General features: G+C 55.5%; 16 protein-coding genes. 9 read left to right on the plus strand and 7 right to left on the minus strand.

Annotation, left to right across the window (positions count from 1 at the left end; translation table 11 throughout):
- Positions 1-162 precede the first annotated feature (162 nt).
- Positions 163-1,815, plus strand: coding sequence for an alpha-keto acid decarboxylase family protein (locus tag HX773_RS08120; protein ID WP_176971134.1), 1,653 nt, complete (start codon positions 163-165; stop codon positions 1,813-1,815).
- Positions 1,816-1,975: 160 nt separating this feature from the next.
- The gene (gene glk / locus HX773_RS08125) at positions 1,976-2,941 is read left to right on the plus strand and encodes a glucokinase (RefSeq protein ID WP_061717891.1); all 966 of its coding nucleotides are present in this window, start codon (positions 1,976-1,978) and stop codon (positions 2,939-2,941) included.
- A 34-nt stretch (positions 2,942-2,975) separates the two neighbouring features.
- On the opposite strand, the gene HX773_RS08130 is transcribed toward glk, so the two are convergent.
- Positions 2,976-3,701 (minus strand): LytTR family DNA-binding domain-containing protein, encoded by a 726-nt coding sequence (locus HX773_RS08130; protein WP_176971135.1) that lies wholly within the window; start codon positions 3,699-3,701, stop codon positions 2,976-2,978.
- The gene (locus tag HX773_RS08135) at positions 3,698-5,389 is read right to left on the minus strand and encodes a sensor histidine kinase (RefSeq protein ID WP_304623162.1); all 1,692 of its coding nucleotides are present in this window, start codon (positions 5,387-5,389) and stop codon (positions 3,698-3,700) included. The genes HX773_RS08130 and HX773_RS08135 overlap by 4 nt, the downstream gene beginning before the upstream one ends.
- Positions 5,390-5,696: 307 nt before the next feature.
- On the opposite strand from HX773_RS08135, the gene HX773_RS08140 reads away from it, so the two are divergent.
- Both HX773_RS08140 and alaC read left to right on the plus strand, forming a co-directional pair.
- Entirely contained in the window at positions 5,697-6,221 is a 525-nt protein-coding gene (locus tag HX773_RS08140) for a GNAT family N-acetyltransferase (protein WP_176971136.1), read from the plus strand.
- A 118-nt stretch (positions 6,222-6,339) separates the two neighbouring features.
- The gene (gene alaC, locus HX773_RS08145; RefSeq protein ID WP_008101332.1) at positions 6,340-7,578 is read left to right on the plus strand and encodes an alanine transaminase; all 1,239 of its coding nucleotides are present in this window, start codon (positions 6,340-6,342) and stop codon (positions 7,576-7,578) included.
- 41 nt (positions 7,579-7,619) lie between these two features.
- On the opposite strand, the gene ypdK is transcribed toward alaC, so the two are convergent.
- From ypdK to HX773_RS08160, 3 genes are all read right to left on the minus strand, one after another.
- On the minus strand, positions 7,620-7,691 hold the full coding sequence (gene ypdK / locus HX773_RS08150) for a membrane protein YpdK (protein WP_099686956.1): 72 nt from the start codon (positions 7,689-7,691) through the stop codon (positions 7,620-7,622).
- Between the two features lie 202 nt (positions 7,692-7,893).
- A complete protein-coding gene (locus tag HX773_RS08155) occupies positions 7,894-8,922 on the minus strand; it encodes an HlyD family secretion protein (protein WP_176971137.1) in 1,029 nt (342 codons plus the stop codon).
- A 5-nt stretch (positions 8,923-8,927) separates the two neighbouring features.
- Positions 8,928-10,529: an MFS transporter gene (locus HX773_RS08160; RefSeq protein WP_176971138.1), complete on the minus strand. Its 1,602-nt coding sequence runs from the start codon at positions 10,527-10,529 to the stop codon at positions 8,928-8,930.
- A 150-nt stretch (positions 10,530-10,679) separates the two neighbouring features.
- Between HX773_RS08160 and HX773_RS08165 the strand changes: the two genes are divergently transcribed.
- The 4 genes from HX773_RS08165 (at position 10,680) to HX773_RS08180 (ending at position 13,271) form a co-directional block, all read left to right on the plus strand.
- Complete coding sequence (locus HX773_RS08165) at positions 10,680-11,465, plus strand: IclR family transcriptional regulator (RefSeq protein ID WP_176971139.1); 786 nt, start codon at positions 10,680-10,682, stop codon at positions 11,463-11,465.
- Between the two features lie 7 nt (positions 11,466-11,472).
- Entirely contained in the window at positions 11,473-11,925 is a 453-nt protein-coding gene (locus tag HX773_RS08170; RefSeq protein ID WP_176971140.1) for a universal stress protein, read from the plus strand.
- 9 nt (positions 11,926-11,934) lie between these two features.
- Complete coding sequence (locus tag HX773_RS08175; RefSeq protein WP_008101321.1) at positions 11,935-12,738, plus strand: hypothetical protein; 804 nt, start codon at positions 11,935-11,937, stop codon at positions 12,736-12,738.
- Between the two features lie 251 nt (positions 12,739-12,989).
- On the plus strand, positions 12,990-13,271 hold the full coding sequence (locus HX773_RS08180) for a membrane lipoprotein lipid attachment site-containing protein (protein WP_008101319.1): 282 nt from the start codon (positions 12,990-12,992) through the stop codon (positions 13,269-13,271).
- Between the two features lie 512 nt (positions 13,272-13,783).
- On the opposite strand, the gene HX773_RS08185 is transcribed toward HX773_RS08180, so the two are convergent.
- Positions 13,784-15,001: an MFS transporter gene (locus HX773_RS08185; protein WP_176971141.1), complete on the minus strand. Its 1,218-nt coding sequence runs from the start codon at positions 14,999-15,001 to the stop codon at positions 13,784-13,786.
- A gap of 269 nt (positions 15,002-15,270) precedes the next feature.
- Here HX773_RS08185 and HX773_RS08190 point away from each other — a divergent pair, with 269 nt between their 5' ends.
- Positions 15,271-15,510, plus strand: a complete 240-nt coding sequence (locus HX773_RS08190; protein WP_008101313.1) for a hypothetical protein — start codon at positions 15,271-15,273, stop codon at positions 15,508-15,510.
- 38 nt (positions 15,511-15,548) lie between these two features.
- Here the strand turns inward: HX773_RS08190 and HX773_RS08195 are convergent, their stop codons facing one another.
- Positions 15,549-16,448: a DMT family transporter gene (locus HX773_RS08195; protein WP_176971142.1), complete on the minus strand. Its 900-nt coding sequence runs from the start codon at positions 16,446-16,448 to the stop codon at positions 15,549-15,551.
- Positions 16,449-16,502: the final 54 nt, after the last annotated feature.

The raw sequence follows: 16,502 nt of genomic DNA on the forward strand, positions 1-16,502 counted from the left end.
GCGTTTACACTAAGGCGAAACGCGCCGAAGATCGCAACTTACAGAATTATCTGTCGTCGTAACGAATGCTTGCCACAAATCACCGCGCCACGATGGTGAATATCTCGCCAATTCAGCCACATCGCTAATACTCCTGATTATCCCCTTAACAAGGAGCTGTCGATGAAAACCCCCAACGTTGGCGATTATTTACTGCACCGATTACAGCAAAGCGGCATCCGACATCTGTTCGGCGTGCCGGGCGATTACAACCTGCAATTCCTCGACAGCGTGATTGCGCATCCCGACATTGCCTGGGTTGGCTGCGCCAATGAACTGAATGCGGCGTATGCGGCAGATGGGTACGGGCGCTGCAACGGCGCGGCGGCACTGCTGACCACGTTTGGCGTCGGCGAGCTCAGCGCGATTAACGGTATCGCTGGCAGCTATGCCGAATATGTGCCGGTGATTCATATCGTTGGCGCGCCCGCCAGTCAGGCACAGCAGCAGGGTGATTGCGTGCACCATTCGCTGGGCGACGGCGATTTTGGTCATTTCCTGCGTATGGCGCAGGAAGTCAGTGTGGCATCTGCGGTGCTGACGGCGAAAAACGCGGTGGCGGAGATCGATCGCGTTATCAGCGAGGCGCTAACGCAACATCGTCCCGGCTATTTATTGCTGGCGGTGGATGTGGCGGCGGCTGAAATTACGTTCCCTGGCGAGAAAGTCACAGCTGCAGAAAACCCTCAGCAGGTTGCTGCGGCCTTTGCCGATGCGGCAGAACGTTTGCTGGCACCGGCGCAACGCGTGGCGCTGTTGGCGGATTTCCTTGCCTCGCGCTGGCAGTTGCAGCCGCAGCTTGAGGCGTTGCGCCAGCTGCGTGCGATTCCTGCTGCCACCTTATTGATGGGCAAAGGCGTGCTGAACGAGCAGCTGCCGGGTTACGTCGGTACGTACGCCGCGCAAGGCAGCAGCGATGCGGTGCGTCAGGCGATCGAAGATACCGACGTTACGCTGTGCGTCGGCGTGCGATTTACCGACACCTTAACCGCCGGCTTCACGCAAAATCTGCCTGCCGAGCGCGTGATCGATCTGCAGCCGTTTCAGGCTACGGTCGCGGGCGAGGTGTTTGCGCCGTTAAGCATGCAGCAGGCGCTGGCGGCGCTGACGCCGATTTATCAGCGCCACTGCGCGCACTGGCGGCTGGCAGATGCGCCTGAGTGCGAGGAAAGTGAGCAAATTGCTGCGGCGGTAATCAGTCAGCAGGCATTCTGGCACGCGATGCAGCGCTTCCTACAGCCCGGTGATATTATCCTCGCCGATCAAGGCACTGCGGCCTTTGGCGCGGCGGCGCTGCGTTTACCGCAGGATGCGCAACTGCTGGTGCAACCGCTGTGGGGATCGATTGGCTATACTTTACCCGCCACTTTTGGTGCGCAAACCGCGCAGCCGGATCGTCGGGTCATCCTGATTATTGGCGATGGCTCTGCGCAGCTGACGATTCAGGAGTTGGGTTCGATGCTACGCGACGGTCAGCAGCCAATTATCTTCTTGATTAATAATGAGGGTTATACGGTTGAGCGCGCGATTCACGGTGCTGAGCAACGTTACAACGATATCGCGCAGTGGAACTGGACCGCGTTGCCGCAGGCGCTGAGCCAGCAGTGTGCGGCGCAGAGCTGGCGCGTCAGCGAAACGGTGCAACTCGACGCGGTGATGGAGCAATTAATGCGGAATCGGCGTCTGTCGCTGGTGGAAGTGGTGATGGACAAACAGGACTTGCCGCCGCTGCTGCGTAAGGTCACCGCCGCACTGCATCAGCGCAATAGTGGCTAAATTTCGGAAAGTTGCCGCTGGGAAGTCGGGCAGGTGATCGGTAGGCTGTGCAGCATCTTTGAATGGATTACGCCCATCGTGCAGGTGGGCGTTGTTGTTTTATTGGCAGGCTTTTATAGTGTCCTGCAATTGTTTATGACCCAAGCGGAGCAGCAGAAGAATGACAACATACGCCCTGGTCGGCGATGTGGGCGGTACCAATGCCCGTCTCGCATTGTGTGAGGTAGAAAACGGCGCTATCTCGCAAGCCCAAACCTTCTCAACATCAGACTACGACAATCTCGAAGCGGTGATTCGTCACTATCTTGACGAGCAAAAACAGGACATTAAGCACGCCTGTATCGCCATTGCCTGTCCGATTACCGGCGATTGGGTGGAGATGACCAACCACGATTGGGCGTTCTCGACCAAAGTGATGAAAGAGCATCTGGCGCTGGAAAGCCTGGAAATCATCAATGACTTCACCGCCGTTTCCATGGCGATTCCGATGCTGAGCGAAAAGGAAGTGATTCAGTTCGGCGGCAAAGCGCCCGTTGAAGGTAAGCCGATTGCCATTTACGGTGCGGGCACCGGCCTCGGCGTCAGCCATTTGGTGCACGTGGATAAGCGCTGGATCAGCTTGCCGGGCGAGGGCGGTCACGTTGACTTCGCACCGAACAGCGAAGAAGAGGGTGAAATTCTCGAAGTGCTGCGCGCGGAGATTGGCCACGTTTCGGCTGAACGCGTGCTGTCGGGTGCCGGTTTGGTCAATCTGTATCGCGCCATCGTGAAGTCTGATGAGCGTGAGCCAGAAAACCTCAAGCCAAAAGATGTCACCGAACGCGCGTTGCAAGACAGCTGCATCGATTGCCGTCGCGCGCTATCGCTGTTCTGCGTGATTATGGGCCGTTTTGGCGGCAACCTGGCGCTGAATCTGGGCACCTTCGGCGGCGTCTATATCGCGGGCGGCATCGTGCCGCGCTTCCTCGACTTCTTTAAAGCGTCCGGTTTCCGCGCGGCGTTTGAAGATAAAGGTCGCTTCCGTGATTACCTGGTCGATATTCCGGTGTATATGATCACCCACGATCAGCCGGGCTTACTTGGCGCCGGTGCGCACCTGCGTCAGGTGCTGGGCCGCGAGCTGTAAGCACGCAGGCGAGCGGCGGCATCCGCCGTTCGCCTTATAACCTCATCAACTGCCGAAAGGCTTTCACCTTGCTGCGACTCACCGGCACCTGCGCATCCAAATCACGCAACTTCACCAAATAGGTATTGTTAAACCACGGCTCGATTTCACGAATCTTGCTCAGGTTGACGCAGTAAGAGCGATGGCAGCGGAAGAACTGCTGTTCCGGCAAACGGCTGCAGAACTCACTGATCACCATCGACATCACATAGGCTTCGCGCCGCGTATACACAAACGTCAACTTCTCGTGCGCCTCAACGTAATAGATCTCGTTGATATCGGTGACGATAATGCGTTCATCTTTCACCAGATTGACGGTTTGTGGTGAGCTGGTTGCCGCATTTTTCGGTTGCGACTGCTGCTGGGCGCTGGCTTCCAGTTTCTGCAGCATCGTCATGATGCGCGACTCGTGATACGGCTTGAGAATGTAGTCAAACGCGTCCAGTTCAAACGCTTCCACCGCATGCTCTTTCCACGCGGTGATAAACACAATCAACGGCTTATGGGCAAACTGATTGATGTTTTGCGCCAGCAGCATGCCATCCAGCGAAGGAATGTTGATGTCGAGGAAAATCACATCCACCCGATGGTTCTGCAGATATTTCAGCACCTCCAGCCCGTCATCAAAGCAGGCCTCAACGCTGATTTGGCTGTGTTGCTGAATCATCCAGCTTAACTCTTGCTGGGCGAGAAACTCGTCTTCAACGATGATGGCTTTCACGTGGCGGTTTCCGTGGTGGGGCGCAGCGGCGCAGGTAGCCGCTGACCATTCTTGCTAAGCGTAAAGGCGATTTCAGTGCCGGGATGATGGCGGGTGATGACCAAGCCCTGGCCGGAGAGCAGCTTCACGCGATGATGTACATTCAGCAGACCAATCTTGTTGCCCGGCATCTCATTTCGCGCCACGCGGCTCATCACATCATCGCTGATGCCGTCGCCGGTATCGCGCACCGCGACGCGCACCCGATCGCCTAAATCCTTCACGCTCAGCGTTACTACGCCTTTGCCGCGACAAGGCTGAATGCCGTGCACAATGGCGTTCTCCACCAGCGGCTGAATCAGCAGGCTGGGCAGTGTGAAGTGCAGATCTTCATCCACGTCATAAATCATCGACAGCTTATCGCCGAAACGCGCCTGCTCAATCGCGATGTAATCCTTCACCTGCCACAACTCTTTCTTGATATCGATAAGCTCGTCATCGTTGAGTTCGAGGTTGTAACGCAGATAACGCGACAGATTGATCACCAACTGACGCGCGGTGTCCGGGTTAAGACGGATCGAAGAGGAAATAGCATTCAGGGCGTTAAACAGGAAATGCGGGTTAATTTTGCTCTGCAGCGCGCGCAATTCAGCCTTGTTCGCCATCTCGCGCAGCTGCTCAGCCCGCGACACTTCCAGCTGCGTTGAGATAATTTGCGACAGCCCAATCGCCATCTCTTTCAGCGAACCGGTGATGCGATGCGCACGGCGATAATAGATTTTTAGCGTGCCGGTCACTTCCCCTTTTTCCCAAAGGGGAATAACCAGCATCGAGTGAATATCTTTGGTGCGATGCGCCTCATCATTGTTTTTAATAATGATTTTTCCGCTGGCGATTGCCTGTGCGGTGGTCGGGCTAATGGCATCATCGCCGTTGTGGTAATTCTGCTCGCCGTAACCGACGTAAGCGAGAATCTGCTTGTTATTGGTGATGGCGACCGCATCGGCGTGAATGTCGGTGCGGATGATATCGCACACTTTATGCAGCGACTGGCTATCAACCTGACGAAACAGCGGCAACGTTTTGTTGGCGATCTCCAGCGCCAGCTTGGCCTGACGCGCCGCAATCGCCTCTTTTTCACCCTCGACGCTCTGCACCAGCAGCACGATTAAACCGATGCTTGAGGCGCCCAGAATCATCGGCAGCGCAATCTCGGACACAATCGCCAGGCCCAGCGTCATCGGCTTGGCCCACAACACAATCAGCAGCATGGTCAGGCTTTCGCACAGCATGCCGCCGAGAATACCGGCGCGCCAGCGCTGCTCTTTACTCACCCGCCGGTTAATCACGCCCGAAACGATGCCGGCAATAATGCTGGTGATCAGGCAAGGCACCGCCGTGACGCCATCCATATCAATCAGATAGCGATGTAAACCAGCAATCACGCCGGTGGCGATGCCCACCCACGGACCAAACAGAATGCCGCCGGACATCACCGCAATCACGCGCACATTGAGCAGTGAACCGTCGACGTTAATGCCGGACCAGGTGCTGAACAGCGCAAACAGCGAGAATATTGCCGTGACCACCACTTTTTCGCGCACCGAATGCTCATCTTTTTGCAGCAGCTGACGAAACACCCGTGTACGAGTGAGGAAGAACAGGCAAATCAGCATCAGCGCCGCGCGGTCAAAAACCGCCAGCAGCATGTCGAAGTGGGAAGGCAAGGGCATCTCTCAGGCAAGAAACGGGAGGCTATGATAAAAAATGTGATCACGATCCGCCAGCGCCACAGCATTCTGCAGACCTTTCTCGTAGTCGAGATCAATTTTTAACATGCAGGTCGCCATAAATGGCAATCGAACTTTGCCTTTGTAGGGTCGCCATTCATGGCGACCTCCCCAAAAAGAGGAAAACTTGACCAACAAAAAGAGGATTAGCGAAAGCGTGCGCCGACCGCTGGTTGTAAATACGCCGGTTTGCTATGTTGCCGTATAAAAAAAGGGGAGCTCAGCCATGCAATTACTCACTCCACGTTTGTCCCTCAGTCGGCTTCAACCTGAAGACTGGCAGATTTTTAAAGCGGTACATCAGGACCGCGCGACCATGACGTGGGTCAGTGAAATCCCGGATGAAAACGATATCCGTCAACGCTTTACCGAGCGCCTGGCACCGTGGCAGGCGAGCAGTTTTCATATGCTGTGTCTGGTGGCGCGCATCCGGGAAACCGGCGAGCCGATTGGCCTGTTTGGCTGCAGCGCCGAGTGGCATCCCTATCGTCAGGCCGAAGTGGGTTACATGCTGCGCGCGGCGTTTACCGGCATGGGTTATGGCAGTGAAGCGCTTGACGCGCTGTGCCAATTTTTGCTGCAGGCAGAATTTCATAAGCTGAAAGCGATGGTGATTGAGGGGAATTGGCCGTCGCGCCGCATTCTGGAGAAGAATGGTTTCGCCCTTGAGGGCACGCTGCGGGATAATTATCTGCTAAATGGCCAATGGGTAAGCGATTGGGTGTTTGGCCGCCTGAATCCGCAACATTAAAAAAATTTCCGTCTGCTCTCGACAATCTTGTTATCAGCGCGTTATGTTCTTGGTGCGGTCACCACAGTGACCCACGTCGCTCGGACGGTCCGGGCGCTTACGTAAACCAGAGGACATCATGGCTGATAACAGCACACCCCGTCGTTTCTCGCGTATTGAACGCCTTCCCCCGTATGTTTTTAACATTACCGCTGAATTGAAGATGGCTGCGCGTCGGCGCGGCGAAGACATCATCGATTTTTCGATGGGCAATCCGGATGGCCCGACGCCGCCGCACATCGTCGAAAAACTCTGCCAGGTGGCGCAGCGCGAAGACACGCACGGTTACTCAACCTCGAAAGGTATTCCCCGTTTGCGTCGCGCGATTTCGCGCTGGTACGCAGATCGTTATCAGGTGGAGATCGATCCGGAATCGGAAGCGATTGTCACCATCGGCTCCAAAGAGGGTTTGGCGCACTTGATGCTGGCCACGCTCGACCACGGCGACACCGTGCTGGTGCCAAACCCCAGCTATCCAATTCACATTTACGGCGCGGTGATTGCCGGGGCGCAGGTGCGTTCTGTCCCGCTGGTGGCGGGCGTTGATTTCTTCAACGAGCTGGAGCGGGCGATTCGCGAAAGTTATCCCAAACCAAAGATGATGATTCTCGGCTTCCCGTCAAACCCTACGGCGCAATGCGTTGAGCTCGACTTCTTCGAGCGCGTCATCGCGCTGGCGAAGCAGTACAACGTGCTGGTCATCCACGATCTCGCCTACGCTGACATCACCTACGATGGCTGGAAAGCGCCGTCGATTATGCAGGTGCCGGGCGCGCGTGATGTGGCGGTAGAATTCTTTACCCTGTCGAAAAGCTACAACATGGCGGGCTGGCGCATCGGCTTTATGGTCGGTAACAAAGAGCTGGTCTCGGCGCTGGCGCGTATCAAGAGTTATCACGATTACGGCACCTTCACGCCACTGCAGGTCGCAGCGATTGCGGCGCTGGAAGGCGATCAACAGTGCGTGCGTGATATCGCTGAACAGTACAAACGCCGCCGCGATGTGCTGGTGAAAGGCCTGCACGAAGCGGGCTGGATGGTCGATCTGCCGAAGGCGTCGATGTACGTCTGGGCGAAAATTCCCGATCACTACGCGCATCTCGGCTCGCTGGAGTTTGCCAAATTACTGATGCAGGAAGCCAAAGTGTGCGTCTCGCCGGGCATCGGTTTTGGTGATTACGGTGATACCCATGTGCGTTTCGCGTTGATTGAAAACAGCGATCGTATTCGTCAGGCGGTGCGGGGGATTAAATCGATGTTCCGTGCCGATGGCATTTTGCCGGGAACGGTGAAAGCACTGGAAGAAGAAGAGGAATAACCATTAAGTGGGGCGACTCAGCGTCGCCCCGCCTGGCGGCTCTACAGCATCAGTACAAAAGTACCGACCCAAAGCAACAGGAAGAAAGAAATTCCCATCAAAGCGTATCTCACAAAACAACTCCTCTGAGCGGCTACCCGGCGGGCGATCCCAAACCCGCGTAACCCGAACAGAATAAGAGAAAGGTGGAGTTCATCATCGCTACACGCTTTCTTCTCAGGTCGCTCCAGGCAAGCCCGGAACAGGATCGAGCGCTAATTTACGCGGATTTGTCCCAAAAATAAATAGGTCGCTTCTGAGATATCGCTCACATTTTCAGCGGGTCTCAATCTCCGGTATCGCCGACATCCCCACGCGCAGTTTTGCCAGATCCGGCTGGTTCTCATCAAGCACAATTTTCACCGGCAAACGCTGTACCACTTTGGTGTAATTGCCGGTGGCATTGTCCGGTGAAATGGCGGAAAAGGTCGCGCCCGTCGCCGGAGCAATGCTGTCGACGCGACCGCTAAATACCTTGCCCGGCAAGGCATCCACCTTCACGCTCACTTTCTGCCCTTGCTGCACATCCGCCAGCTGCGTTTCCAGATAATTAGCGGTGATATAGGTTTGCTGCAGCGGCACCACCGCCAGCAAACGCGTGCCTGCGCTGACGTAGGCGCCGAGTCGTACCGAACGCTGACCGACCATGCCATCCACCGGCGCCACAATGCGCGTATAGGAAAGATTGAGCTGCGCCTGATCGACGCTGGCCTGGGCGGCAGTGACATCGGCAGCGGCCTGACGCACCGCAGCTTGCAATACACCCACCTGCTTGACGGCGGAAGCCAGCGCCGCTTCGCTCTGGCGGACGGTGGCCGAGGCGGAACGCTGCGTTGAGTTGGCTTTTTGCTGATCGTCTGCGGCGATGGTGCCACTTTTATACAGCTGGTTGTAACGCGCGGCGCTCTGTCCGGCGTACTGCGCGGAAGCCTGGCTCGCCGCTAACGTGGCTTTCGCCTGGTCGATAGTGGATTGCTGCTGTTCCAGCTGCGCCTGGCTACTCAAACGCTTCGCCTCGCTGACCTGCAAATTGGCCTGCGCGGTCTCTAACGCCACGCGATAATCGCGATCGTCGAGTGTCGCCAGCAGTTCGCCGGCCTTCACGCGCTGGTTGTCCTGCACGTTGACGCTGGCGATGTAGCCGGAAACTTTCGGCGCAACCAACGTGTAATCAGCATTCACGTAGGCATCGGTGGTGCGGTGATCGTTGCCGGTCATTGATGACCAGACAAAAAAGGCCATCGCTAATAACACCAGTAATAAGGCGCTCAACAGCACCGTTCTTTTCAGAGCAAAAGCTTGCATATCAATTATCTCGACGTCGTCGTAACAGGTTGAATCAGAGTTTGTGGTGGCCAGACGCGTTTCGGCAGCCAGGCGGTTAACAGTACAAGCAGGGCAGCGAAGGCAATCAGCATCTGGTAGCAATCACTCAGGCTCAGCACCATCGCCTGCTGTTTTAGCAAGGTGGCGAAGCCGCTGAGGTTCTCCGCGCTGCTGGCGCTGCCGTCCGGCAGCAACGGCAAACTGCTGCTGGATTGTGCGCTGTTCGGCGCCGTCATCAGCCATGAACGGCTGGCGGCGCTATCGACCAGCACGTTGGAGTGGAATTTTTCACGGTGGCTGATAAACCATTCCACCAGCGTGCTGGCGGCGATGCTGGAGAAACCGCGCACCGTGTTGAACATCGCCGAGGCAAAGGGGCCTTCCGGCGGCGCGACCACGCTGGTGGCGCTCATCAGCACCGGCAAAATCACCATCGGCTGGCCGAACGCCTGCAAAATCTGAATCAGCCAGAAATTCTGCCGCGCCCAATCGGTGGTGATGTGCATGCCCATCAGGCAGGACGTCACCAACAGCGCTACGCCCGCCGTCAACATCCAGCGACAATCCACCCAGCGAATATTCAGCAGCGCGGCAACAAAAGGCGCGATCAGTAATTGCGGCAACCCGATGGTCAACGCCAGCGGGGCGAACTGCAGCGTGCGGAAGCCTTGTACCTGCGCCAGATAGGCCGACGGCAGCGCCGATCCTGACAGCGACAGAATCAGCACGCCCGCCAGCACCAGCAAGCCGTGCGCGAGATTGCGCCGTCCCAGCATCTGCAATTTGAACAGCGGCAGCGGGTGAAACCATTCATTAATAAAGAACACAGTCAGCAACGCCAGCGCGCTGAATAATAGGCCGCTGAATAACGGCGATTCGAGCCAGTCGAGTCGCTCGCCCTGCGTCAGTGCCAGAATCAACAGCGCCATACCGGAGCAGCCGGTTAGCATGCCGAACAGGTCGATCTGTTTAAAACGCTCAAGGCGCAGCGGATCCTGCGGCAAACCCCAGCTAATCAGCAGCATGGCAATCAGCATGGCTGGCACCACTTGCCAGAACACAAACAGCCAGCTGACGTCATCGGTCCAGAACGCCGCCAGCGAAGCGGCCATATTCGGGCCGAAGGTGGCGGTCAGCGCATAACCGGCTAAACCGTATAATTTGATCGGCGGCGGCAGAAAGCGCAGTGCAACGGTCATCAGCATCGGCGGCAGCGCGCCGCCAAATAATCCCTGTACCACGCGCAAGGCGATAAACAGCGTGGCGTTGGGCATCAGCGGCAGCAGCAGGCCGCTCAGCATAAAACCGGCGGAGACGGTGAGCGCAAAGCGGCGCAGCGAAAAGGTGACGGCGAACCAGGGCGCAATCATCATTGCCGCCACTTCAGCGGCCTGATACGCGGAGATGATCCAGCTGCCTTGATCGTAACTGATGCCGATGGCTGCGCGGATATCGGCTAACGCGATATCGGTGACGCGATCGTTTAATCCCGATGTGAGCGCGGCAATCAGCACGCCAACCAATCCCAGCGCGAGGCGCAGAGTAAACGGATGGGGTGCCGGAGCCGCAATGGGCTGGGCGTTCATAGCAGGCTTCTCGTTATAGTGTTGATGCAGTGTATTGCGATGTGATACAGATGGCATCTTACATATCGATATGCTGTATTGCAATGTGATACAGGGTGTAAAAGTGCGATCATTCGCGTTAAAGTAGGGCAGGCCAAAAAGGAACGCATCATGGTTGAACTTCCCTCAAGCCGTGAGGATGAAAAAGCGGGTGGCATTCAGGTCATCGCGCGTGCGGCAAAAATTCTGAATGCGCTGGGTGAGCATCCCGGCGGCATGAGTTTGGGTGAAATTGCGCAGGTGGTTGATCTGCCGCGCTCGACGGTGCAGCGCATTATTGGTGCGCTGGACAACGCGCAGCTGGTGCGCAGCAGCGGTGCTGGCGGGTTACGTCTCGGTCCGGCGCTGCTCAAGCTGATCTCTAGCGTGCACAGCGACGTGGTGGAAATCGTGCGTCCATTCCTTGAACAACTCTCTGCCGATATTAATGAAACGGTATCGCTAGCGCGGGCCAGCGGCACGCAGTTGGCGATCGTGCATTATGTGGTGGCCTCGCGCGAACTGCGCGTGGTGCCGCGCATCGGACTGAATCTGCCGCTTTACAGCACATCGGGCGGCCGCGCGTTGCTGGCGTTGGAGAGTGATGAAGATGTACGCGTGATGGTGGGCGAAGCCTATAAAGAGTTAACCGAGATGACGGTGAAAACCCTGCCGCAACTGCTGGAGCTGATTGCCGAGGTGCGCGCCAGCGGATTAGCGATCGATCGCGGTGAGACGCTGGAGGGCATTTCAACCATGGCGGTCGCCATTGATACGCTGTTTGGCCGCTTCTCCATCTCATTACTGGTGCCGACCGCGCGTTTTCATAAGCAGGAAGCGCACTATCGTGAGCAAATCATCAAGTGCAAAGACGCCTTGATTCGTGAAATTGGCAAAATGACCGCTGTGGAAGGATAACCAACTGATGAAAACCTTGCTGATGGCCATCGATAACTCTCCGGTGGCGGAAAAAGTGATTGCGTTGACCATTGAACAAGCGCTGGCGCATCAGGCGCAGGTCACAGTGCTATGCTGCGTTGATCCCGCTTACTCCTCCTGCAATCAACCGATTGAGATTGATGCCGGTGAAGATCCGGATGATTTTGTTGCGGCGAAAGATGAGCAGAACACCGCCGAAATGGTGGTGCGTCATGCGCTGGCGCCGCTGCTGCGCGCGGGCGTGGCGGCCAAGGGATTGATTCTGGCGGGTGAAGCGGCGGAAACCATTGTGGCGCAATCCACACTTTTGCATGCCAGCATGATCATCATGGGACGCCGTCATCTGTCGCCGTTTAATCGTCTGCTGAAAGGTTCGGTTAGCGCTACAGTGATTGAGCGCGCCAATTGCCCCGTATTAATTGATGTGCGTAAGGATTAACCCCGCTCGATGCTCTCGCTTTTTCCGATTACGCTAGCGGCGTTCGCGCTGCTGGCGATCATTATTATTCTGCTGGTGCGCACCACCTCGCTGCGATTGTGGCAAGGCGTGCTGTTGTTTATCTTGCCGCTGATACTGGCGAATTTGCTGTGGTTCAGCTGGCTGCATCCACGTCAGGAGCGGCAGGCGCTGGTAGAAGAGGTGGCAACACAACTTAGCCTCGCGCCCGGTTATCGTCTGCTAAAAATTCAGGAGCCCGCATTGTGGCAGTTGCTTAATCGCGAACTGCTGCATAAACGGCTGGAAGGTGTTCCTGCCGATCAGGCGCTGGGTGATATGCGCGGCTGGTTGATGGATCTGGTTAATCAGCGTCTGACGCGTGCCAGCGATGCGGCGATCATTGATTACATCCGCGTCTCGGTCGAGGAGATGCAGGCGTTGCAGCAGCAGGAACCGCAGCGCTGCTTCCGTTTCCTCTATCCGCAGGTGAATGGCGGCGTCAATTTGCAGCAGGTGCTGTCACCGGAACTGAATCAGCGCGATGCGCAAGCACTGGAAACGCTGCTGCAGCAAAGCACCGGCAATGAACAGCCGCTGGATCAGGCTGCGGCGCAGCGCGATTTACAGAGCGTGGTGGAAAAACTGTATGGCAAGTGGGGCGATCGGCTGCAACAGCTGAATATGCCGGCTGATACCGCGGTCGATCGCGGCGCAATGTGCGCGATGTCGATTGATCTCTACAGCGGCATTCTCGCATTGCCTGACAAACAAGCGGCCAATCTTTTACGTAAGATGGTCAGCCTTACCGGTTAGCGGGCAAAAAAAAGCCCGCTCAGCGCGGGCATGAAGGTCACTATCAGTATATTTCTTATTAACTCACCTGGTGTGGTGCAGACTTCGTTTTGTCTGGGTACATAATCGCACCGCTGAGTTGATAAGAGAAACCGTTTGGTTTTATCGATTTGATTGGCAAAAGCTTTGCATTATGCAGACATTTCGCGCTTCATTCCTATAGATAAGCGCGGCGTTGCATTTTAGACTGCGACGCTTAAGAGGAAACCCTAATGAAAAAAATGCTTATTAGCGCATTGGCGCTTTTTATGTTGGCGGGTTGTAGCGTCAGCAAACCAGGAGGATTTGAGCGTGTCGATGAAGATACCAGCTCAAATACCGTGCAGTATCGTTACGATCCGCACACGCTGAATAAAGACGCAATGGAGATCGACCTTGCGAATTATTGCAGTCAGCGTGGATTTGATAAGGTGGAATCACTGCCGTCGCAAAATAGCCATTTGCCCGGATTAAAGAAAGCCTGGTATCAATGTAATTACGCGGTAAAAAGCTAAAAAAATAGGGCGGGATAATTTCCCGCCCTTTTTATTTTCTTATTATTTGCTGTGTGTGCTTTGCCCAACTATCTGCGGTGTCCATAACCGCCGTGCCCATGATGCCAGCCTCCGCCACCATGATGGCCCCAACCTGGGCCGCCGCCTCCACGATGATGATCGATAATACAGCCACTCAACATCGTCATAATGGCTACAACCGATGCAAGCTTAATAACTTTCTTCATGGAGAGTCCTCCTCTGTTCCAATGACGCCAGATTACAGGGGAATAGTGGAGTGAAGATGCAGGAAATGTAGAGTTATTGCGGAATGTATTACGGACTGTGTCAATTAAATGCTAAAAAAGTCGCGGGGTAAAATAAACCAATCGGAATAAGCTGAATGCCTGATAATAATAACGAGATTACTCCGAAAGGCAAGGCTTAATAATAGTGGTTCTCAATTAACGCGTTATTGTGGATCAATTGTGGAGAAGTGGGATGCCGCGAATTCATGCGGCATCCCAGCGAACTTAATTATGCAGTAAAGGTTCTGCCACGTTTTGGCGATTTGGCAGACGGATGCTCAGCGACAACACCAGCGAAATCACCAGCAAGGTCATAATCAGGCTGAAGGTGACGGTGAAGCCACCAAAGGCGGAAGCCACCAGCGAACCCAGCACGCTGCCGATACCGAAGCCAAGGTAAATCAATCCATAGTTTTTGGTCAGGTTGTTCAGGCCAAAGAAATCGCTGACCAGCGACGGGAACACGGTAATGGTGCCGCCGAAGCTGAAGGCCACGCAGGCTAAGGAGAGGAAGAAGGTCGATTCACTCATATGGGTGAACAGCAGAATGCTCATGCCCAGCAGCGAGACGATTTGCGCCAGCGTAATCACGCGGATGCGCGCCATTTTATCCGACAGCACACCAAGAATCAGACGGCCGCTGAGGTTGGCAATCGCAATCACCGTGACCGCATTGGCGGCGGTTTGCGCGCTCAGATGCACCATGCCTTCACCAATATCTTTCGCCACGCCAATCACGTACAGGCCGCTCATGCAGGCAGTCAGGAACATCAGCGCCAGCATCCAGTACTGCGGTAAACGCACCGATTGTGCCAGCGTATAATCTTTGGCTTCCAGCTGCGTATTGCCGCCGCTCTTCTGCATCGGTGCATCACGCATCAACAACGCGCCGACAATAATCATGCTCATCGCCAGCACGCCCCAGATCATGAAGGTATTCTCCAGACCTTGTGCACTCAGCAGTGCGCCGCAGATGAATTTGAAGCCGAGGCTGCCCAAACCATACGCACCAATCGAACAGGCCGAAATGAGCCCTTTGCGCTCCGGGAACCACTTCACGCAGTTAGAGAGCGTCATCAGATAACCGGCGCCATCGGCCAATCCCACCAGAATCCCGGCGCTGAGGTAAAGCATCATCAGATTATCGGCATGCGCGGTCAGCCAGAAACCGACCGCCATCAGCATGCCCGCGCCGATGGTGACGTTGCGCACGCCAAAGCGCTCCTGCAATTTCCCGGCAAGCGATGAAGCGATCGCAAGGCCAAGACTAAGCAAACCGAACGAGAAAGCCACTTCACTGATGGGCGCATCCAGCTTATTTGCCAGCGGGCCGTTAAACAGGCTCCAGGTATAAACCGAGCCCAAAGCGAACTGGGTGATAATGGTGCCAATAAGGGTGAGCATGCGGGTACGTTGGTAATTCGCGGGGGTTGCTGTTGTCATTTTTATCTCTCACTCGAGAAAGCGGAATCTGTTGAGATAATAAGTTGCTCTCGCGCGTGCGGGGGAAACAGAGGCGTGAATGAACCGGACGGTGGAATGAAATGCAGCTATACGGGTATGAATGACATTGTGATGACAGCGAGTGATGTCATTTAAACCGCAGCGGTTGCTGTGGGTAACCATGTGTAAGCATTTGTATCGATCGCGCCATATCGCCTGCAAAGTTGTGGATGTTTGCCAGGCTTAGAATTCATTCAAGAGGAGGAAATATGAAAGACCGAACATATGAATCCGCGTCAAATGAGGATGAGGTTTGCTGCATTATCGGTCAGGCGGTGATCGAGTTAAGCGATGAGCATCAACCAGTGAATAAATCCACGTTGTCGCTGAAATTACTGGCAATGGCCGACCGCGACAAAGATGATGAACGCGTCCTGCTTTACTGGATTGCCAGAAAAGCCATAACTAAACCTCACCAGCTCAATATCGGCGTTCAGGGCTGGCGCTAGAGGAACAAAAGAGCGGGCGCAATGCCCGCTCTCGTTATTTATGCGGTACGTAATCGCCCCATCGTCGGCCAGCGCACAAACATCACCATATTCCCCGCCAGAATCATCACCAATCCGACAATCGCATTACTGTGCCAGTGATAACCTTCGTAAAGCGTGGAGAGCGTTAGTGCCACCAGCGGGAACAGCAAAGTACTGTAAGCGGCCTGACTGGCACCAATACGGCCCACCAGCGTGAAATAGGCACCAAATCCTACCACCGAACCAAATATCGCCAGGTAGCTCATCGCGCCTAACCACTGCATATTCAGCGCTGGCGCCAGCGAATCGCCGTTGATGAATGCCAGTGCGGCCATCACCAATGCGCCATATAGCATCGCGTAGCTATTGGTGGTCAACACATCACGCTGACGGCGTTGATGGCGCAGCGAAATCATATTGCCGAAAGAGAATCCCAGCGTGCCAAGCGCGCTGAGGCCCACGCCCCACAGCAACTGCGGAGCCGGATGCGCCGCCTGAATATCATTCCAGAACAGCGCGACAATACCGCCCAGGCCAAGCACCGCCGCTGGCAACAGGCGAAACGTCGGGCGCTGACGGAAGAAGATCCAGCTGTTAAGCGCGTTATACAGCACGGCCATCGAGAAAATCACCGACTCCAGACCGCTGCTGATCCACGCGGCAGCATGATAGAAGCAGACAAAATTGAAGCCGAACACGCAGCAACCCTGCAGCAAACAAAACAGATGATCGCGTTTATCCAGCGTTCGCAGCCGACGCAGCAGTTTGAGGATCACCAGCATCACCAGCGACGCCAGTAAGAAACGCCAAAATACCGCCACCAAAACAGGCGTATCGCCCGCTTCCTGCTGCAGGAAAATGGCGATCCAGGTGGTTCCCCAAATCAGCACCACGGCAAGGTATAACATCACATTCATAACGCACTCTCCGACACAATCTGGCTCGCAGTGTGGCGTGAAAAGCAACCTGCC

The sequence above is a fragment of the Pantoea sp. B9002 genome (genome assembly GCF_013385945.1).
Taxonomy (GTDB): domain Bacteria; phylum Pseudomonadota; class Gammaproteobacteria; order Enterobacterales; family Enterobacteriaceae; genus Pantoea.